Origin of the sequence: Citrobacter sp. Cm046 (assembly GCF_030333065.1) — a bacterium.
Classification (GTDB): Bacteria; Pseudomonadota; Gammaproteobacteria; order Enterobacterales; family Enterobacteriaceae; genus Citrobacter; species Citrobacter murliniae.
In genome coordinates this window covers 235288-254519 of record NZ_JAOWGP010000044.1, presented here as the reverse complement: position 1 = coordinate 254519, position 19232 = coordinate 235288, and the positions used below count along the sequence as shown (strand labels likewise).

The window sequence follows — 19232 nt, the reverse complement described above, 5'->3', positions numbered from 1 at the left end:
TTAACGAGGATCATTTTCCGACACGGTGATGAACGGTTCGGCCAGCGATAGCGTGATCTCATTGGAAGAGACACGCTGGCCCTGCCCGTCTTCCACTACCACTGACAACCGCCAGCGGTTTGTTGCCCCTTCGCTACCGTCCCACTTCGGCATAATAATCGTCCAGCCTTCCGCACTGCGGGTATTTGTCCCGGCCGTTAAGCTCAGTGCCTGCGTATCCCCCTGCCACGCCAGATGGCGAATACCATGCAGACTACGGACCTCAAGCTTCAGTACCACCGTTTCACCCGGTTTGAGATCCCAGGGCGGCGTTGCCAAAAAGATGGAAAGAGATTTGCGTTGGCGATATTCCATCGTTGGCAGATTATCACGTTGCGGAAAGTCATAACGACTGCCACGCAGTGACTGGCTGCTCGCCACTTCACTGACCATCAGCTGTTTTTTCAGCGGGACGCCAAAACGATAATTGAGGTTTAATCCAAGGTTATTTTGACTCACTCCACTTTCCCCCTGCTTGTGCTGTGCGGTCAATGTTATCAGTGGGACCGGCGTATAGCTTAGCCCCAGTTTGACCGCTACAGGGTTGTGGTATCCGGCTCCGGAATGAAACAGATCCACCCGATCGCCGAAATATTGTTCAACGCTGACACTGGTATTGAGGTGCTCATAAAATGGCACCCGCATCAGCGCGGTAAGGTCATACCCACGCGCCATCCGCTGCTCTTGCGTCGCTGAACGCTCCTGCCAGGCAGAGAACGGTTGATAGTAATTCGCGGATAAGCGCAGATACTCTCCCCACGCTTCTGCCCCCAATCCGCCCCGGGACAGATTTTCATCCAACAGGTTATCGTAAAAGGTGTTGTAGCCCAGCAACCAACCGTCCCGCACCCAGCGTTGTCCGATACCCACATTACTGACTAATCCCTCATCCTGTTGAGTCAGCCCCAACTGGCTCCAGGTAAGGTAACGCTGATTATCCTGCCAGGGTATAAACCAGTTACCACGACTGCCGCTAAAACTGCCCTCATTATCAATCTGGAGCCCAACGCTGGCTCTTCCCCAGGGAGAAAGCCATGATTCAAGCTGCTGATTAACCTGTTCACTCACCGTGTCACGCACCTGGCCAAACGCGAACTGCTTCGCCTGCTCGCCCGTATCAAGCCCGTTGTCGGTCATACTGGCTTCGCCAAACGCTTTAACCATTTCAGCAAAATGCTTTTCTCCTGCCCTGGACTCCGGTGCCATGCCAAGGTCAGGCAGACCATCATTATTATTGTCGAAAGGGTTTTCAGCTTTCTGAAGAAAGGAAGGGTGTGCGCTGGCAATACCGCCTGCCGGCGGCAAGAGTAGGAGGAGATACAGCGGACTACAGACTATACGGCTCAAAACGTCAGTTGTTTCTTACATCAATAAATTACAGCGGCATACATATCCTAAACCATAGCGTTTTCACGCAATATTTGCAGCCCTGCTCTCTCTTTTCAGGATTATCCCTGGACGAAAAGTACTTGTGACCCGCCCCTTCACTCATGCTTCCTTTTCCATACAAACAACACGGAGTAACATAGATGCTGATGAGTAATCCTGTCCCCTGACAACCGGAGTCAAAATGCAAAAGATTGTGATCATCGCGAACGGTGCGGCCTATGGAAGCGAATCGTTATTCAATAGTCTGCGTCTGGCCATTGCGCTGCGTGAACAGGAGAGTAGCCTGGAGCTACGTCTGTTTTTGATGTCGGACGCAGTGACAGCTGGGTTACGAGGGCAAAAACCTGCGGAAGGCTACAATATTCAGCAAATGCTGGAGATTCTGACCGCGCAAAATGTGCCGGTAAAACTCTGCAAAACCTGTACCGATGGACGCGGGATCACCGCGTTGCCATTAATCGACGGAGTGGAAGTCGGTACGCTGGTAGAACTGGCACAGTGGACGCTGGCGGCAGATAAGGTTCTGACCTTCTGATTCGCTAAGTTTCAGGCAAGCGCACTACCAGGAGCAGCTATTCCCCGATTTAATCTTACATGGGCGTGGTTTCACTGAAAGTTAGCACGCCCTTTCAACGCTTCTGAGGGATTTTGTCATTTTTGTTTAATCGTTATGCCATTTTTTGATCAAAATCAGCATCCTGTTACTCCCCCTTTGGTGTTATGCAATGAGTGAAATGTGAACAACATCACGCAGCACTTTCGAAAGAGAGTACGTTGTTTTCAAGAACGGGGTGAAAAATGGCATTAGTGAAGGCAAGTTTAAAGTTATTTGGTGGAGATACGGTGGTTGTGCGCTGCTCTGAGCGCTGTTACATCCACCTGATGAGCGAGAAAAATCACGTCAAAGACATGCAGACTGACATTTTAAGCGTGCAGGATCGTGATAACGCGTGGCTGACCGTACCGTACACAGGCGTCTGGAATGTGCTGATCGACAGTCACAGCCAGTCGCTGGAGCACTCAATCAGTTATATTGCAGCCTGATTGTAAAAGGCCCGATAGCGCATACGCTTATCGGGCATCTTACAGGTAACCGGGGCCTCGCTTACGCATATCCTGGTCGCATAACTCCTTCCGGCAGATCCTCACCCAACAATCTTTTGACGGTTATCACCAGATCGTTAAGACAATCATCCTTCATTCCCAATCTGGAAAGCTCTTGTTCCAGCGAGAACAAATACTGTGCGTTAGTCCCTAATGGCCCACTGGCGGCAGCGATAAGCGGCGCGATGACCTGCGCTCGGGTATCGGACTCAAACAGTGGGTGACGCGGATCCATAATAAAGACCAGCGCATTGACCGTCCTGCCATCATCCAGCGCCAGCTGACACCAGGTTGGAAGATAACAGCCAGTAATCATTTCACGCTTCCACAGCAAGGAAAGCTCTTGTTCCAGGGTGGCATCCGGTAAGCGATATGCGACACCGGTCGTGCGCCCGCCCTCCTTCAGAGCCAGCATACGTCCTGGCTGACACGCCGTTCCTCGCCCCGCCGTCAGACGCAGACAAAAAGCCCGATGCCAGCCAACCAACGTCCCGGTACAGGACTCTTCAAACTCTAAAGCCGGGTTCCACATCAACGATCCATAACCAAAGATCCACACCGGTCCATCATCAGGTCGGCAAGAGAGCGTGGCTGCCAGTGAGGCTGCCCGTTGTTCCGCTGACCAGAGTAGTGATTCTTCAATTGTACCAAATGCCGTTTTACAGTCGGCATTCAACAAAAAATCACGCGTTAACACCTTACACCTCCGCCACTGCGACTTCCCTGCGACAACTTTTGACGCCTTCCGGGCTTTTTTACTGCTCATTTTGAAACCAATACCAGGACAATAGGCAATTCACCGACAGCTTGCAAGACAACAAAGGCTCAACGGCACTTTATATCCTGTTCCGATGACCCCGATTGTCCGAGTATTTGCATCATCACCATTGTCAATTTTTGTGCTCAATGGAAGCTAACACTTTGTTATTTAAAAACTCTATCAACAAGATAAACGATTTTACTCACTTTGAGGCAAAAACTGACTCATGCCGTAAAATTACGTAAAAACAGATCGGAAATACCGAGAGATCTGTTATTTTTTACATTCTTTAATACATTTATAATTATAAATACCTGCAGAGATGGAGAATTAATTAAATGACACATGCACATGAGGCGGTTAAAACCCGCCACAAGGAGACCTCGCTCGTCTTCCCGATTTTGGCGCTGGTAGTCCTGTTCTTATGGGGGAGCAGTCAGTCACTACCAGTGGTCATCGGCATTAATGCTCTTGCCCTTGTTGGTATATTAAGCAGCGCTTTTAGCGTTGTCCGTCATGCTGACGTATTAGCCCACCGTCTGGGCGAACCTTATGGCTCGTTAATCCTGAGCCTTTCGGTAGTTATTCTTGAAGTTAGTTTAATTTCCGCATTAATGGCAACTGGTGATGCCGCACCGACGCTAATGCGCGATACGCTCTACTCCATCATTATGATTGTTACCGGCGGTCTGGTCGGTTTTTCATTACTGCTGGGTGGACAAAAATTTGCCACTCAGTATATGAACCTGTTTGGAATTAAGCAGTATTTAATTGCTTTGTTCCCGCTGGCTATTATTGTGTTGGTCTTCCCGATGGCATTGCCGGAAGCAAACTTCACTACCGCGCAAGCGCTGCTGGTAGCGTTAATCTCTGCGGCAATGTATGGCGTATTTCTGCTGATTCAGACCAAAACACACCAGAGCTTGTTTATTTACGAGCATGAGGATGAAAGCGACGACGACGATCCGCATCACGGTAAACCATCAGCACACAGCAATATGTGGCATGCTGCCTGGCTCATCATCCATTTAATTGCGGTCATCGCCGTGACCAAAATGAATGCCAATCCTCTGGAGACTCTGTTAACTGAGCTGAATGCACCGGTCGCCTTTACCGGTTTCCTGGTTGCTCTGTTGATCCTCTCCCCGGAAGGGCTGGGAGCACTAAAAGCGGTGCTCAGCAATCAAGTACAGCGTGCGATGAATTTGTTCTTCGGCTCAGTATTAGCCACCATCTCACTGACGGTACCGGTGGTGACACTAATTGCATGGGCGACGGGGAACGATCTGGTATTTGGCTTAGGCGCGCCAGAGATGATAGTGATGGTTTCTTCGTTGGTGCTGTGCCATATTTCCTTCTCAACGGGGCGCACTAACGTGCTAAACGGTGCGGCACATCTGGCACTTTTCATCGCCTATCTGATGACGATATTTGCCTGACCGTGTAAAAAAGCCCGATAAGCGTTAACGCATATCGGGCTTACATGCCTGGTTTTGCAGACCGGATAAAACGCTCAGGCGTGTTATCCGGCAGACAAAAACCGCAGTTTAGTTTTCAGTATCCAGTTCGTCGAAACTTTTCACCAGATCATCAATCGCTTTAATCTGCGTCAGGAACTGTTCCAGCTTCGCCAGCGGCAGCGCGGACGGACCATCACATTTCGCATTCGCTGGATCCGGGTGTGCTTCAATAAACAGACCTGCCAGACCTACCGCCATACCAGCGCGCGCCAGTTCGGTAACCTGCGCACGACGACCGCCGGAAGCAGCGCCAAACGGATCGCGGCACTGCAGTGCGTGAGTGACGTCAAAAATAACCGGAGAGTTGCCGGAAACTTTTTTCATCACGCTAAAGCCCAGCATATCCACAACCAGGTTGTCGTAACCAAAATTGGCACCACGATCGCACAGAATAACTTTATCGTTACCGCCTTCATGGAATTTATCCACGATGTTACCCATTTGACCAGGGCTTACGAACTGCGGTTTTTTCACGTTGATAACGGCACCGGTCTTCGCCATGGCTTCCACCAGATCGGTCTGACGAGCAAGGAATGCCGGAAGCTGAATTACATCCACAACGTCAGCAACTGGCTGTGCCTGGCTGGCTTCATGAACGTCGGTGATCACTTTTACGCCAAAAGTTTGCTTCAGTTCCTGGAAGATTTTCATCCCTTCTTCAAGGCCTGGTCCACGGTATGAGTGGATGGAAGAACGGTTGGCTTTATCAAAGGAGGCTTTGAACACGTAAGGGATACCCAGTTTTTGAGTAACGGTTACGTAGTGCTCACAAATGCGCATCGCCAGATCGCGGGATTCCAGCACGTTCATTCCGCCAAACAGCACGAACGGCAGGTCATTTGCCACGTTGATGTCGCCAATGCTAACCACTTTTTGTTTCATAGGATCGCCTTAAACGGTAGGTAAAGTGTCATTAATCAATGCAATACAATTTGTTTGTGCGAAATAGTATTGATCTGCGCACGGATCATTTCGCTGATCGGGTCTTCCGGACACTGCTCAACGAAATAACTTAAATCATTTAATGCAACATGTTCACATTCCAGTTGCGCGTAAATCAATCCGCGATCGCGTATTTCATACGGGTCTTCAGGATTAAACTGCAATAACGCTTCGCTGGCGCGTAGTGCCAGCTCCATTTGACGCTCTTCCATTAGCGAAGATTTCAGCGTATCGAGCAGTTTGCGGATCACTTCCGCATTATCCGCTTCATCCAGATCTTCGTTAAATAACTCAGCAACCGGGCTGATATTCCCCTTCAGCCACACTTCCAGAGTGTGCTCATTTAACGTTTCGCCATTGAACGGATTGATCAGCCACATTTCGCCATCCAGCGATTCAATACGCAGAATTAACTGCGTCGGGAAAATCACCGGGACCAGCGGGAGATCAAGCCGATTGGCAATCCACAATAAGATTGCGCCAAGCGACACGGCGCTACCCTGGCGATTTTTCAGAACCTGGTCGAGCCATAGTGCATCAGAAAGACGATAGACGCCGCGGGTATCCGTAAACCCCCATTCGCCGTAAAAAAGTGCCAGCAGTTTTTCCAGTTGCTCATCCTGAGACAGGAGCTGGCTAATTTCTTCATGCGCCAGACTTGCCAGACGTTCCAGTTCGGCATAGACAGACTGTGTAGGGAAATCCAGGCGGATAGATTCCGATGCCAGGATCATTCCTTCGCACAATGGCGCTTTATTAAATTCGAAATCAGCTAACGACCTCATGACTTACCCCAGTAACGGTATTTTTGTGGTGGCGAGTTTAATGATGATGTACAGCACCACCAGCGCCAGCGGAAAAGCGATTAATCGCGCCTGCTGGCTGCGCGCCCGACGATAATCGAGCGCAATAAAACCCAAAACGATGTAAATGATAACCCCAAACAGCTTTTCAGTCAGCCATGTCCCCTGCCCGGTGAATGGCAGGATGTGCGTTTTAACGATCAACGCCACGCCGCTAAGTAATAAAACGGTATCAATGATCGGTGGCACAATACGCGACCAGCGCGCAGATGCAAGGCGTCCGTCGGTATAACGCCACCAGAAACGTAACGTTAACAGACCGACAGAAAGCGCGATGCTGATAAGATGAATGCTAAGTAGCACGCTGAATGTAGTCATAATGCGGTGTGTCCGAACGTAATTCGTTCGTTGCCGCCGTAGTCGCGACAGGTTTCAACAGCCTGGTAACCCGCGCGAAGAAAAGCATCGCGCACTGCCTGCCCCTGCTGCCAGCCATGTTCCAGTAACAGGTAACCACCGGGAATTAATACGCTGCGCGACTGGTCGATGATATGCACAATATCTGCAAGACCATGATCGCCCGCCACCAGTGCTGATAACGGCTCAAAGCGCACATCGCCTTGCGCCAGGTGCGGGTCCTGCTCATCGATATACGGCGGATTGCTGACAATCATGTCAAACTGTTCCCCCTGCAGGGCGCTAAACCAGTTGCTTTGCAATACGCGAACATTACTGACGGTCAGGTGCTGTGCGTTACGCGTCGCCAGATCAACAGCATCTGGCATGCGGTCAACTGCAGTTACCGCGCAATCCGGGCGCTCGGTAGCCAACGCCAGCGCAATTGCCCCCGTGCCGGTACCCAAATCAAGAATACGACACGGCGAGGCCGGTAGACGCGCCAACGCCTGTTCAACCAGACATTCGGTATCCGGGCGCGGTATTAGCGTTGCCGGAGAAACAAACAGCGGCAGCGACCAGAACTCGCGAATACCGGTCAAGTGCGCCACAGGCTCTCCCCGCTGGCGGCGCGCCACCAGAGAGTCCAGCTGTTCACGCTGCGCCCCGGTTAATTCCGTTTCGCCAAATGCCAGAATAAAAGTCCGCCCCTTGCCAGTGACATGCTCGAGTATGATCTCGGCGTCACGGCGCGGGCTTTCGCTGTCCTGTAATTGGCTTATCGCCTCACGCAGCCAGTGCTGATAGTCCATTAATCCTGCTCGGACAATGCCGCCAGTTGGTCGGCTTGATATTCCTGGACAATTGGCTCAATGAGCATGTCCAGCTTACCTTCCATCGCTTCGTCCAGACGGTAAAGCGTCAGATTGATGCGATGGTCTGTCACGCGCCCCTGCGGGAAGTTATAGGTGCGGTTACGATCGCTGCGATCGCCGCTACCCAAGAGGTTACGACGCTCAGAAGCTTCTGCCTGCTGACGTCTTGCCACTTCGGCTGCACGAATACGCGCCCCCAGTACCGACATCGCTTTCGCTTTGTTTTTATGCTGCGAACGTTCGTCCTGGCACTCCACCACAATACCGGTCGGCAAGTGGGTAATACGGATTGCCGAGTCGGTGGTGTTAACGTGCTGACCACCCGCACCCGATGAACGGAAGGTGTCAATACGCAAATCGGCCGGGTTGATGTCCGGCAGTTCGGCCTCTGGCAGTTCTGGCATCACCGCTACCGTACAGGCGGAGGTATGAATACGCCCCTGCGATTCAGTGGCCGGTACGCGCTGTACACGGTGGCCACCAGACTCGAACTTCAGACGACCATACACACCGTCGCCGCTCACCTTGGCAATAATCTCTTTGTAACCGCCATGTTCACCTTCATTGGCGCTCATGATCTCGACGCGCCAACGGCGTGATTCAGCGTAACGGCTGTACATACGGAACAGATCGCCGGCAAACAGTGCGGCCTCATCGCCGCCGGTACCCGCGCGAACTTCCAGGAACGCGTTGCGTTCATCATCCGGATCTTTTGGCAGCAGCAGAACCTGCAGATGCTGTTCCAGCTGTTCACATTTTTCTTTTGCTTCGCGCAGTTCATCCTGCGCCATCTCACGCATTTCAGGATCGTCGAGCATCATCTGTGCCGTTTCGATATCATCCTGAACCTGTTGCCAGTCCGTAAAACAGCGAGATACATCGCTTAATTGGGCATATTCGCGCGACAATGCACGAAAGCGTTCCTGGTCTGCGATAGTTCCCGCATCGCCGAGCAGCGCCTGAACTTCTTCATGGCGTTCATGCAGGGCTTCCAGTTTGGCAACGATAGAAGGCTTCATAGGCGTAAATGCACCCTGTAAAAAATGAGATTGGTGTGCTGCTACTCCAGCCCGAGGCTGTCGCGCAGAATATTCAGGCGTTCACTATCCCCGTCACGGGCAGCCTGTTGAAGTGATTTGGTTGGTGCATGGATCAGGCGGTTAGTCAGTTTCCAGGCCAGATCCTGCATAATAGCTTGCGCATCACCGCCCTGTTCAAGAGCAGCCAACGCTTTGGCGGTCAGTTCATCACGAACCTGTTCTGACTGACTGCGGTATTCGCGGATGGTTTCACTTGCGCTCTGGGCGCGCAGCCAGGCCATAAACTCGCTGGTTTCCTGCTCAACGATCGTCTCAGCCTCCACTGCCGCCGCTTTGCGCTGCGCCAGGTTATGCGAAATGATACTTTGCAGGTCGTCAACGCTATACAGGTAGGCGTTAGACAGTTTGCCAACTTCTGGTTCAACATCGCGCGGTACAGCGATATCGACCAGCAGCATCGGCTGATTGCGGCGATTTTTAAGCGCGCGTTCCACCATTCCTTTACCGATAATCGGTAGTGGGCTGGCTGTGGAACTAATAATGATATCGGCGTCCTGCAAACGCTCGTCGATTTCACTCAGTGAGATCACCTCGGCACCGACCTCATCTGCCAGAACCTGTGCGCGTTCACGCGTGCGGTTGGCAATAATCATCTTCTTCACTTTGTGTTCACGCAGATGACGCGCCACCAGCTCGATGGTTTCACCTGCGCCGACCAACAGCACGGTCACCGTGGAAAGAGATTCAAATATCTGACGCGCCAGTGTACAGGCGGCAAAAGCAACGGATACCGCGCTGGCGCCGATATCGGTTTCAGTTCGAACGCGCTTGGCAACCGAGAAGGATTTCTGGAACATGCGTTCCAGCGCACTGGCATTCAAGTGACCTTTTTGCGAATCCGCAAACGCTTTTTTCACTTGACCCAGTATTTGTGGCTCACCGAGCACCAGCGAATCCAGGCCGCTGGCAACACGCATCAAATGGCTGACTGCGTCGTTGTCCTGGTGCCAGTAAAGGCTGCTGCGCAGATCGTCTTCATTCAGATTATGGTATTCACACAACCAACGAATCAGCGCCTCTTGCAGGTTATCCTGCTCCTCGACGCTGAGGTAAAGCTCCGTACGGTTACACGTCGACAGCACCACCCCGCCCTGCACCATTGGCTGCGCAAGCAGGCTGTCCAGCGCCTGATCGAGCGTGTCCGGCGAAAACGTTACGCGTTCTCGCAGCGATACAGGTGCCGTTTTATGGTTAATACCAAGCGCTAAAAGGGTCATGTGTGCGGGAATAGTACCAGCGTTGATAAGGTTAGACTGGGGGCATCATACAGGATGCGTGCGGTCAATAAAAGAGACAGCCCCTTTTGGAGTAATAGCTTACGGTTTAAATTAAGATAACGTGAACGTAGACGATATACCCGCTCGGCGCTAGCATTAAGGGTTATAACTGCAACCGATGGCAAGATTTTGCCGGATGGCTAAAAATTAGCCTTATCCGGCCTACGGGTTGAGTTTGTAGGCCTGATGAGTCGTAGCGCCATCAGGCAATTATTGCACCGTACTACAAGGATTTGTCATCATTATGACCCTGCCTGATTTTCGCTTGATCCGCCTGCTGCCGCTGGCAAGTCTGGTCCTCACCGCCTGTACGCTCAACGCGCCGAAAGGTCCTGGCAAAAGCCCCGACTCCCCAGAATGGCGTCAACACCAGCAGGAAGTGCGCGCACTACATCAGTATCAGACGCGCGGCGCGTTTGCCTACATTTCCGACCAGCAGAAAGTCTATGCCCGCTTTTTCTGGCAGCAAACCGGTCAGGATCGCTATCGTCTTTTGTTGACTAACCCACTGGGCAGCACCGAACTGGAGCTGAATGCCCAGCCAGGCAATGTAGAGCTTGTCGATAACAAAGGTAAGCATTACACCGCTGACGACGCCGAAGAGATGATCGGTAAATTGACCGGAATGCCAATTCCTTTAAACAGTCTGCGTCAGTGGATCCTCGGTCTGCCTGGCGAGGCTACTGATTACAAACTCGATGAGAAATACCGTCTGAGTGAAGTGAACTACAGTCAGGACGGTAAGAACTGGAAAGTGGTCTATAGCAGCTATGACAGTAAAACGCAGCCCGCTATGCCCGCTAATATGGAACTGTCGGACGGCGCTCAACGCATTAAGTTGAAAATGGATAACTGGATTGTGAAATGATGACCCACTGGCCCTCCCCGGCAAAGCTGAATCTGTTTTTGTACATTACTGGACAACGTGCAGATGGTTACCACACGCTACAGACGCTGTTCCAGTTTCTCGATTATGGTGACGACATCACTATTGATGTGCGTAGCGACGGTGAAATTCACCTGCTAACCGCAGTTGAAGGCGTGGAGCATGAAGATAACCTAATCGTTCGCGCAGCACGTTTACTGATGAAAACCGCCGCTGGGAGTGGGCGCCTGCCCACAGGAAGCGGCGCTGACATCAGTATTAAGAAACGTCTGCCGATGGGCGGCGGTCTTGGAGGTGGCTCATCGAATGCCGCTACCGTGCTGGTTGCGCTAAATCATCTTTGGGGTTGTGGGCTGTCACAAGATGAGCTGGCGGCGATTGGATTAATGTTAGGCGCCGACGTACCGGTATTCGTGCGCGGACAAGCCGCTTTCGCCGAAGGTGTAGGCGAAGTCCTTACACCGGTTAATCCCCCCGAAAAATGGTATCTGGTCGCCCATCCTGGCGTCAGCATTCCAACACCGGTTATTTTTAAAGATCCGCAACTGCCACGCAACACGCCAAAAAGGTCAATAGAAACGTTACTAAAATGTGAATTCAGCAATGATTGCGAGGTTATCGCAAGAAAACGTTTTCGCGAGGTTGATGCAGCGCTTTCCTGGCTGTTAGAATACGCGCCGTCGCGCCTGACTGGTACAGGGGCTTGTGTCTTTGCTGAATTTGACACAGAGTCCCGTGCTCGCCAGGTGCTTGAGCAAGCCCCGGAATGGCTCCAAGGCTTTGTGGCGAAAGGTGTCAACCTCTCCCCATTGCACAGAGCGTTACTTTAAATCATTCGGGTTTCAGGAAAATGGTAAGATGGCGAATCCCCGGAAGCATACAAAATGTGACGGTGTGAATCATTGATGCCAGGAGACATGAAACGTGAATGACGATGAGTAAGCCGGGCAAGCTGAGTTGCGGTGACAACGTCACCCTGTTCCAGACGTTGCATCGCGCTCTTTAATACACCGCCTGGAGAGGATACTGCCTGGCCCGCACAGTTTTCGGCAGATTCTTTCCACCAATGGACGCATGCCTGAGGTTCTTCTCGTGCCTGATATGAAGCTTTTTGCTGGTAACGCCACCCCGGAACTAGCACAACGTATTGCCAACCGCCTGTACACTTCACTCGGCGACGCCGCTGTAGGTCGCTTTAGCGACGGCGAAGTCAGCGTACAAATTAATGAAAATGTACGCGGTGGTGATATTTTCATCATCCAGTCCACTTGTGCCCCTACTAACGACAACCTGATGGAATTGGTCGTTATGGTCGATGCTCTGCGCCGTGCTTCCGCAGGCCGTATCACCGCCGTTATTCCTTACTTCGGCTATGCACGTCAGGATCGTCGCGTACGTTCCGCTCGTGTACCGATTACCGCAAAAGTCGTCGCGGACTTCCTGTCCAGCGTTGGCGTTGACCGCGTCCTCACCGTTGACCTGCATGCTGAACAGATCCAGGGCTTCTTTGATGTACCGGTTGATAACGTATTCGGTAGCCCAATTCTGTTAGAAGACATGCTGCAGCTGAATCTGGACAACCCAATTGTGGTTTCTCCGGACATCGGTGGCGTCGTGCGTGCCCGTGCTATCGCTAAGCTGCTGAACGATACCGATATGGCTATCATCGATAAACGTCGCCCACGTGCGAACGTTTCTCAGGTGATGCACATCATTGGTGACGTAGCAGGTCGTGACTGCGTGCTGGTTGATGATATGATCGATACCGGCGGTACGCTGTGCAAAGCAGCAGAAGCGCTGAAAGAACGTGGTGCAAAACGCGTATTCGCTTACGCTACCCACCCGATCTTCTCAGGCAATGCGGCAAACAACCTGCGCAACTCTGTGATTGATGAAGTCGTTGTCTGTGACACCATTCCACTGACTGATGAAATCAAAGCACTGCCGAACGTGCGTACGTTGACCCTGTCGGGTATGCTGGCCGAAGCGATTCGTCGTATCAGCAACGAAGAATCCATCTCTGCTATGTTCGAGCATTAATCGAGCCCGGCTCAAAAACCCGCTGCGGCGGGTTTTTTTATCTGCAACATTTATTTGTATGACTTATGCCTCCTTCACCTGCCATTTAGTTGACAGATGATGCGCTCATGGATGAAACATTATTGTGAACAGATTATTTTCCTCACATGTGATGCCTTTCCGCGCTCTCATCGACGCTTGCTGGAAAGAAAAATATACCGTCTCACGCTTTACCCGTGATTTGATCGCCGGGATAACCGTTGGGATCATTGCTATCCCGCTGGCGATGGCACTGGCAATTGGCAGCGGCGTTGCGCCACAGTACGGCTTGTATACCTCAGCCGTTGCTGGGATTGTTATTGCCCTCACCGGGGGGTCACGCTTTAGCGTTTCTGGTCCGACCGCCGCCTTCGTGGTGATCCTGTATCCGGTATCGCAGCAGTTCGGATTGGCAGGCCTGTTGGTTGCCACGCTCATGTCCGGGATATTTCTGATCCTTTTCGGCCTCGCCCGCTTTGGTCGCCTGATTGAATATATCCCCGTGTCTGTCACCTTAGGTTTTACGTCCGGTATTGGTATCACCATCGGTACCATGCAGATTAAAGACTTTCTTGGTCTGCAAATGGCTCATGTACCGGAGCACTACCTGCAAAAGGTAGGTGCACTGTTTATGGCATTACCGACCATCAACCTCGGCGATGCCGCTATTGGTGTGGTCACGCTTGGGATCCTGATTTTCTGGCCTCGTCTGGGGATCCGTCTGCCAGGCCATCTTCCTGCACTGCTGGCCGGTTGTGCGGTGATGGGCATTGTTAACCTGATGGGCGGCCATGTGGCGACCATCGGTTCTCAGTTCCACTATATTCTGGCTGACGGTTCCCAGGGTAACGGTATCCCACAACTGTTGCCGCAACTGGTATTGCCGTGGAACCTGCCAGATTCAGACTTCACGCTAAGCTGGAGTTCATTACAGGCACTGTTACCCGCGGCTTTCTCTATGGCGATGCTGGGGGCAATTGAATCCCTGTTGTGCGCCGTGGTGCTCGACGGTATGACCGGAACCAAACACAAAGCCAACAGTGAACTGATTGGTCAGGGTCTGGGGAATATTGTCGCACCGTTCTTTGGCGGCATAACGGCTACCGCTGCTATTGCCCGCTCTGCGGCTAACGTCCGTGCCGGGGCAACCTCACCAGTTTCCGCAGTCATCCACGCAATTCTTGTGATCCTCGCTCTGCTGGTGTTAGCGCCGTTGCTCTCCTGGTTACCCCTCTCGGCAATGGCTGCACTGCTGTTGATGGTGGCGTGGAACATGAGCGAAGCCCATAAAGTGGTGGATCTGCTGCGCCACGCACCGAAAGACGACATCATCGTCATGCTGATGTGTATGTCGCTGACAGTTCTGTTCGATATGGTGGTCGCCATCAGCGTCGGTATCGTTCTTGCCTCCCTGTTGTTTATGCGCCGTATTGCCCGCATGACACGTCTGGCACCAGTGAACGTAGTTGTACCGGATGATGTGCTGGTACTGCGCGTGATTGGCCCACTGTTCTTTGCCGCAGCTGAGGGACTATTTACCGATCTCGAGTCTCGTATTGAAGGCAAACGCATTGTGGTGCTGAAATGGGACGCTGTACCGGTACTGGATGCTGGTGGCCTTGACGCCTTCCAGCGTTTTGTAAAACGTCTTCCGGAAGGCTGTGAATTACGCATCAGCAATCTGGAATTCCAGCCGCTGCGCACGATGGCGCGCGCGGGCATCCAACCGATCCCGGGCCGTCTGGCATTCTTCCCGAACCGCGACGCAGCGTTGGCGGATATTTAATGTTCATCTGTTACCGGCATGCTCTTGCCTGCCGGTAACACTTCTCTTCTGTAAACACGTCTGAGTTGTTATCATCATCTCTCCTGCTCTCTGACGATACCTGTAGCCATGAAATCTGACTCTACATTTGTCTATCGCGAAATCACCGAGACTGATATTCCAGCCGTGCAATCGTTTATTATCCGGCATCTGAATCTCTATTTTAATGCCAACAGGCCACTCCCCGACTCAAGTCAGGATGTGTTAGCGTTACGTTCACAATACATTCACCAGCCACGAAATCTGTTGATCGGCGTATGGGATGAACAACAACAGCTTATCGCCACGCTGGCGGTATGCCAGTACGATGACAGAATATCGACATTACGTGGGCGTTATAATTTATCTACAACCGCTGAGATTTGTCGTTGTTACGTTGAACAAAATTATCGTCGCCAGGGAATAGGCGGTCAGTTAGTTTCATTGGCAGAACAATTTTGCCTGCGTCAACAATATAAAACACTCTACCTGCACACCCATCATTTTTTACCTGGCGGTTATCCGTTTTGGCTACGCCATCATTTCACCGAGTTTTTAGATGAAGGTGGAGAACAACAAATTGTGCATATGGAGAAATATGCTATCGGAATGTGACATTGTGCAAATAATTAAATAATTGTGCATCCGCACTATTAATTCCGGTCATTTTTATCGCAGCAAAATTAATTGATCAGAATCAAATAATTCTCATTTAATTTATCTGATATTCACCATCAACATAGAACACACTAAAAAATATTCTCATAACACTATGTTTTTAAAGGAATTAACAATAGCAAAACAAATACCCCTACTTATTCAAGCGGTTGACGCGATAATTGGATGCCGATACATTCGCCGATGACAGTATTTCAGAATGTACTTATTATTTTGAAACGGAATATGGTGCGGATTATTTCAATCTTATGCCATAGCTGCCCCCGCAACTGTAAGCGGATACAGAATATCTTCGTATGGTAATAAATCACCATAGGTCACTGTAAAGATTTATTTATGGGAAGGCCAATATTCTGATTGCCGCGAGCCAGGAGACCTACTGTCAAGGTTGTATACATTGAGTGGACGGGATGGTCCATGGGGTGATTTATTTGACGAACTAATGATCGTGATTCCTGACCTGGTAGACGAGAATATACTTTTTTTTCATATTATCTTGTCTGTACATCATGATTCGATGTCATCTATCGTCATGCGCCTGTCCCGAAATTATATACCAGACGATCAGATTCTGGCATGAAAGGGACAATTATAATGCACGTTGACATTACCTCTTCTTATTCCAAACTTTCACTTCTGGCCTTGACTGGCGCAGCACTTTTCCTGGCCAGTAATATGGCTTCTGCGGCCAAAACAGAATATCCACTGACTATCAAAAACTGTGGCCGGGATATTACTTTTAATAAAGCTCCCCAGCGAGTTACCACCGTAGGGCAAAATAGTACTGAAATACTCTATTCTCTGGGTCTGGCCGATCGCGTTGTCGGAACGTCACTCTGGTTCGGTCCCGTCCCGGAACAGTACAAGGCGGTGAATGATAAAATTGCGGTCATTGCACAGAACATCCCGAGCTTTGAAGGGATTATTGCTAAAAAGCCAGATTTAGTAGCCAGCCAGTTTGAATGGCAAATTGGCCCTGCCGGTACGGTCGCGTCCTACGAGCAATTCAGCGAATTGAAAGTTCCGGTTTATACCGCTCCCGCCGATTGTGCCAAAGATAACGAAGACGGTGGAGATGGTGTACGTAAGGGGATGTTTGATATTGCCATGGTTTACCAGGAAGTCGCAGATCTGGCAAAAATTTTCGATGTTCAGGACAAAGGTGATGAACTGATTGCCAGCCTCAAAGCACGTGAGGCTGCGGCAAAATCCAAAATTACCGGTATGGACAACAACGTTTCCGCCGTCTTTTGGTTCTCCAGCGCCGATCTGCAACTTGACCCGTATGTCGCAGGAAAATTTGGCCCCGCCGCGTGGATCGCCCAATCACTTGGGGTGAAAAACGTCATTGATTCCGCCGAAGAGTGGCCAACTGTAGGCTGGGAGACCATCGCCAAAGCGGATCCATCGGTTATCGTTCTGGGCGAAATGGGACGTCGCCGTTTCCCGGCTGATGACTGGAAAGTCAAAATGGAATACCTCAAGTCTGATCCTGTCACCAGCCTGATCCCGGCGGTTAAAGAAAACCACCTGCCAGTGATCGACGTGCAAACCATGAATGCCGGGATAAGAACTATCGATGGTCTTGAGAAACTCGCTGATGCGCTGGTGCAGTACGGCCTGGCACATCCAAAAGCCACTCATTAATCCTCGTCGAGCGTTATGCCTTTTGCAGGCATAACGCCCTTTTGTACTCAGGGCAGCCGTAAAATAATGAGTGAATTACGCAGGACGCGCCAGGCCATTCGTCAATTAACAAACCGGGCAGTGCTACACAGCCTGTGGGTCAGTGTGGTGATGTGTGGCGTTCTTCTGGCAGGGATCTCCATCGGTGAAACATTTATTCCGTGGCAGCACGTTATCCATACGCTGGCAAACCGACTGTTTGACACCCAGTATATGGTGGACGCGTTGGATGCCGGGATTATCTGGAACTACCGTCTGACTCGCGCGCTGGTTTCCGCCTGTTGCGGCGCATGTCTGGCGGTTTCCGGGGTAGTGTTACAGTCACTGCTACGTAATGCGCTGGCCGAACCCTATCTGCTGGGGATTTCCGCCGGAGCGTCAACCGGAGCCGTGCTCATTGCATTAACCGGACTGGGTGCAGGGATCGTCAGCATGTCTCTCGGCGCCTTTATCGGCGCCTTGACGGCGTTTTTGTTTGTCGCACTGCTGGCGATGGCTGCGCGGGGAAAACACGGTTCCGCCACCACGCAAATCATTCTCGCCGGGATTGCCAGCTCACAGTTGTTCAATGCCATCACTTCACTGATTATCACCCGCTCAGCCAATGCCGAGCAGGCTCGCGGCATTATGTTCTGGCTACTGGGCAACCTTAGCGGCGTTCGCTGGCCAGATGTGGTTCTGGCTATCCCAACTGCGCTGGTCGGCATAATTATCTGCTTTTGCTACGCCCGCCATCTTGATGCATTTTCCTTTGGCGCTGAATCGGCCGCATCGCTGGGTATTCCGGTTAAACGCACCCGCGTCGTACTGATTACCGCAGTGACGGGAATGACGGCCATTATGGTATCGATTGTAGGCGCTATTGGTTTTGTCGGGCTGGTCATTCCTCATGCCGCCCGTTTACTGGTGGGAAACCAGCATCACCGCTTATTGCCCGTAAGCGCCTTTATTGGCGCTATTTTTCTCATCGTGGCGGATGTCATCTCCCGAACCCTGCTTCCAGGGCAAGTGTTGCCAATCGGCGTGATCACCGCCCTGGTCGGCGCTCCCGCATTTTCACTCATATTGATACGAGGGAATCCGAGCAAATGACCGTTAACCCATGCTTTACATCACCTCTACGCAGAGCGAATGCGGCTAATCATGTGGTTTGCGCGCAAAATCTGCACTGGGAAGTGAAAGGCAAGGCAATTGTAAATGATGTCTCTTTTCAGGTTTCTCCCGGGGAGTTTGTTGGGATTATCGGCCCCAATGGTTCCGGGAAAACATCACTGATTTCGCTTCTGGCCGGTTTACTGAAACCCTCCGCAGGCAAGGTTTTGCTGAACAACAAAGACGTTCACCGCTATTCGCGGCGCCATTTGGCGCAAAAAGTGGCTCTTGTTGAACAACAGGCAGAAACCAGCGAGCGTCTTACCGCCATTCAGGCCGTTTCTCTTGGCCGCACACCATTTCTAAGCCTGTTGTCGCCATGGTCGCGTTCTGACGATGAGATTGTGCAAGCGATGCTGGAAAAAGTCTCCATGCAAAACGTACAGCATCGCTGCTGGCATACATTCTCCGGGGGCGAACGCCAGCGCCTGCATATAGCCAGGGCGTTGGCGCAACAACCGCAGGTACTGCTGATGGATGAGCCGACAAATCATCTCGATATCCAACATCAGATTGGCCTGCTCAACCTTGTCAAACGCGAGAAACTTACCGTTATTGCTGCCCTGCACGACCTGAATCATGCCGCAATGTTCTGCGATCGCATCATGGTGATGAAAGCCGGACAACTGGCGATGCAGGGCAATCCTTCTGCAGTGTTCACCCGAGAAAACCTTAACTGCTGGTTTGGCATCGATGCAATTGTCGAACGTCCACCTGATGGGGCGAGCTGCTTCATCCGCTACCAACGACCAGCGTAAATACC

General features: G+C 51.4%; 19 protein-coding genes and 1 riboswitch. Of the genes, 11 read left to right on the top strand and 8 right to left on the bottom strand.

The window, feature by feature from the left end; all coding sequences use genetic code 11:
* On the bottom strand, nucleotides 1–1386 hold the full coding sequence (locus OGX98_RS19150; protein WP_502873566.1) for a YchO/YchP family invasin: 1386 nt from the start codon (nucleotides 1384–1386) through the stop codon (nucleotides 1–3).
* A 223-nt stretch (nucleotides 1387–1609) separates the two neighbouring features.
* On the opposite strand from OGX98_RS19150, the gene OGX98_RS19145 reads away from it, so the two are divergent.
* Nucleotides 1610–1963 carry a DsrE/DsrF/TusD sulfur relay family protein gene (locus OGX98_RS19145; protein ID WP_045443655.1) on the top strand — a complete coding sequence of 118 codons (354 nt, stop codon included), beginning with the start codon at nucleotides 1610–1612 and terminating at the stop codon, nucleotides 1961–1963.
* Between the two features lie 263 nt (nucleotides 1964–2226).
* Nucleotides 2227–2472, top strand: coding sequence for a DUF1883 domain-containing protein (locus OGX98_RS19140; RefSeq protein WP_286595784.1), 246 nt, complete (start codon nucleotides 2227–2229; stop codon nucleotides 2470–2472).
* Nucleotides 2473–2533: 61 nt separating this feature from the next.
* Here the strand turns inward: OGX98_RS19140 and OGX98_RS19135 are convergent, their stop codons facing one another.
* Nucleotides 2534–3229, bottom strand: coding sequence for a gamma-glutamylcyclotransferase (locus tag OGX98_RS19135; protein ID WP_045443661.1), 696 nt, complete (start codon nucleotides 3227–3229; stop codon nucleotides 2534–2536).
* A 401-nt stretch (nucleotides 3230–3630) separates the two neighbouring features.
* Between OGX98_RS19135 and chaA the strand changes: the two genes are divergently transcribed.
* The gene (gene chaA, locus OGX98_RS19130) at nucleotides 3631–4731 is read left to right on the top strand and encodes a sodium-potassium/proton antiporter ChaA (protein WP_045443664.1); all 1101 of its coding nucleotides are present in this window, start codon (nucleotides 3631–3633) and stop codon (nucleotides 4729–4731) included.
* 108 nt (nucleotides 4732–4839) lie between these two features.
* On the opposite strand, the gene kdsA is transcribed toward chaA, so the two are convergent.
* From kdsA to hemA, 6 genes are read right to left on the bottom strand one after another with little or no spacing between them, the layout of a single operon-like run.
* Nucleotides 4840–5694, bottom strand: a complete 855-nt coding sequence (kdsA, locus tag OGX98_RS19125) for a 3-deoxy-8-phosphooctulonate synthase (protein ID WP_003020772.1) — start codon at nucleotides 5692–5694, stop codon at nucleotides 4840–4842.
* Nucleotides 5695–5729: 35 nt separating this feature from the next.
* A complete protein-coding gene (gene sirB1, locus OGX98_RS19120; protein ID WP_045443670.1) occupies nucleotides 5730–6539 on the bottom strand; it encodes an invasion regulator SirB1 in 810 nt (269 codons plus the stop codon).
* A 3-nt stretch (nucleotides 6540–6542) separates the two neighbouring features.
* A complete protein-coding gene (gene sirB2, locus OGX98_RS19115; protein WP_045443673.1) occupies nucleotides 6543–6935 on the bottom strand; it encodes an invasion regulator SirB2 in 393 nt (130 codons plus the stop codon).
* Entirely contained in the window at nucleotides 6932–7765 is an 834-nt protein-coding gene (gene prmC, locus OGX98_RS19110; protein ID WP_045443676.1) for a peptide chain release factor N(5)-glutamine methyltransferase, read from the bottom strand. The genes sirB2 and prmC overlap by 4 nt, the downstream gene beginning before the upstream one ends.
* The gene (gene prfA / locus OGX98_RS19105) at nucleotides 7765–8847 is read right to left on the bottom strand and encodes a peptide chain release factor 1 (protein ID WP_045443679.1); all 1083 of its coding nucleotides are present in this window, start codon (nucleotides 8845–8847) and stop codon (nucleotides 7765–7767) included. The genes prmC and prfA overlap by 1 nt, the downstream gene beginning before the upstream one ends.
* 41 nt (nucleotides 8848–8888) lie before the next feature.
* Nucleotides 8889–10145 (bottom strand): glutamyl-tRNA reductase, encoded by a 1257-nt coding sequence (gene hemA, locus OGX98_RS19100; RefSeq protein WP_045443682.1) that lies wholly within the window; start codon nucleotides 10143–10145, stop codon nucleotides 8889–8891.
* Nucleotides 10146–10449: 304 nt separating this feature from the next.
* On the opposite strand from hemA, the gene lolB reads away from it, so the two are divergent.
* The 8 genes from lolB to OGX98_RS19060 all read left to right on the top strand — a co-directional run bounded on the left by lolB (nucleotide 10450) and on the right by OGX98_RS19060 (nucleotide 19227).
* Nucleotides 10450–11073: a lipoprotein insertase outer membrane protein LolB gene (gene lolB / locus OGX98_RS19095; RefSeq protein WP_045443685.1), complete on the top strand. Its 624-nt coding sequence runs from the start codon at nucleotides 10450–10452 to the stop codon at nucleotides 11071–11073.
* Nucleotides 11070–11921, top strand: a complete 852-nt coding sequence (gene ispE / locus OGX98_RS19090; RefSeq protein ID WP_286492671.1) for a 4-(cytidine 5'-diphospho)-2-C-methyl-D-erythritol kinase — start codon at nucleotides 11070–11072, stop codon at nucleotides 11919–11921. The genes lolB and ispE overlap by 4 nt, the downstream gene beginning before the upstream one ends.
* 262 nt (nucleotides 11922–12183) lie before the next feature.
* Entirely contained in the window at nucleotides 12184–13131 is a 948-nt protein-coding gene (gene prs / locus OGX98_RS19085) for a ribose-phosphate diphosphokinase (RefSeq protein WP_001518537.1), read from the top strand.
* A gap of 124 nt (nucleotides 13132–13255) precedes the next feature.
* Nucleotides 13256–14935 (top strand): C4-dicarboxylic acid transporter DauA, encoded by a 1680-nt coding sequence (gene dauA / locus OGX98_RS19080; protein ID WP_071828963.1) that lies wholly within the window; start codon nucleotides 13256–13258, stop codon nucleotides 14933–14935.
* 108 nt (nucleotides 14936–15043) lie between these two features.
* The gene (locus OGX98_RS19075) at nucleotides 15044–15568 is read left to right on the top strand and encodes a GNAT family N-acetyltransferase (RefSeq protein WP_045443697.1); all 525 of its coding nucleotides are present in this window, start codon (nucleotides 15044–15046) and stop codon (nucleotides 15566–15568) included.
* A gap of 233 nt (nucleotides 15569–15801) precedes the next feature.
* Nucleotides 15802–16029, top strand: a riboswitch (cobalamin riboswitch).
* Nucleotides 16030–16225: 196 nt separating this feature from the next.
* Nucleotides 16226–17278: an ABC transporter substrate-binding protein gene (locus OGX98_RS19070; protein ID WP_048221362.1), complete on the top strand. Its 1053-nt coding sequence runs from the start codon at nucleotides 16226–16228 to the stop codon at nucleotides 17276–17278.
* Between the two features lie 66 nt (nucleotides 17279–17344).
* The gene (locus OGX98_RS19065) at nucleotides 17345–18409 is read left to right on the top strand and encodes a FecCD family ABC transporter permease (RefSeq protein WP_045443703.1); all 1065 of its coding nucleotides are present in this window, start codon (nucleotides 17345–17347) and stop codon (nucleotides 18407–18409) included.
* Entirely contained in the window at nucleotides 18406–19227 is an 822-nt protein-coding gene (locus OGX98_RS19060) for an ABC transporter ATP-binding protein (protein WP_048221361.1), read from the top strand. The genes OGX98_RS19065 and OGX98_RS19060 overlap by 4 nt, the downstream gene beginning before the upstream one ends.
* The last annotated feature ends 5 nt before the right edge of the window (nucleotides 19228–19232 follow it).

Excerpts from the sequence above, each read along its gene's own strand:
- OGX98_RS19145 (WP_045443655.1), top strand. The coding sequence starts at position 1,610 with ATGCAAAAGATTGTGATCATCGCGAACGGTGCGGCCTATGGAAGCGAA.
- OGX98_RS19140 (WP_286595784.1), top strand. The coding sequence starts at position 2,227 with ATGGCATTAGTGAAGGCAAGTTTAAAGTTATTTGGTGGAGATACGGTG.
- chaA (WP_045443664.1), top strand. The coding sequence starts at position 3,631 with ATGACACATGCACATGAGGCGGTTAAAACCCGCCACAAGGAGACCTCG.
- kdsA (WP_003020772.1), bottom strand. The coding sequence starts at position 5,694 with ATGAAACAAAAAGTGGTTAGCATTGGCGACATCAACGTGGCAAATGAC.
- sirB1 (WP_045443670.1), bottom strand. The coding sequence starts at position 6,539 with ATGAGGTCGTTAGCTGATTTCGAATTTAATAAAGCGCCATTGTGCGAA.
- sirB2 (WP_045443673.1), bottom strand. The coding sequence starts at position 6,935 with ATGACTACATTCAGCGTGCTACTTAGCATTCATCTTATCAGCATCGCG.
- prmC (WP_045443676.1), bottom strand. The coding sequence starts at position 7,765 with ATGGACTATCAGCACTGGCTGCGTGAGGCGATAAGCCAATTACAGGAC.
- prfA (WP_045443679.1), bottom strand. The coding sequence starts at position 8,847 with ATGAAGCCTTCTATCGTTGCCAAACTGGAAGCCCTGCATGAACGCCAT.
- hemA (WP_045443682.1), bottom strand. The coding sequence starts at position 10,145 with ATGACCCTTTTAGCGCTTGGTATTAACCATAAAACGGCACCTGTATCG.
- lolB (WP_045443685.1), top strand. The coding sequence starts at position 10,450 with ATGACCCTGCCTGATTTTCGCTTGATCCGCCTGCTGCCGCTGGCAAGT.
- ispE (WP_286492671.1), top strand. The coding sequence starts at position 11,070 with ATGATGACCCACTGGCCCTCCCCGGCAAAGCTGAATCTGTTTTTGTAC.
- OGX98_RS19075 (WP_045443697.1), top strand. The coding sequence starts at position 15,044 with ATGAAATCTGACTCTACATTTGTCTATCGCGAAATCACCGAGACTGAT.
- OGX98_RS19070 (WP_048221362.1), top strand. The coding sequence starts at position 16,226 with ATGCACGTTGACATTACCTCTTCTTATTCCAAACTTTCACTTCTGGCC.
- OGX98_RS19065 (WP_045443703.1), top strand. The coding sequence starts at position 17,345 with ATGAGTGAATTACGCAGGACGCGCCAGGCCATTCGTCAATTAACAAAC.
- OGX98_RS19060 (WP_048221361.1), top strand. The coding sequence starts at position 18,406 with ATGACCGTTAACCCATGCTTTACATCACCTCTACGCAGAGCGAATGCG.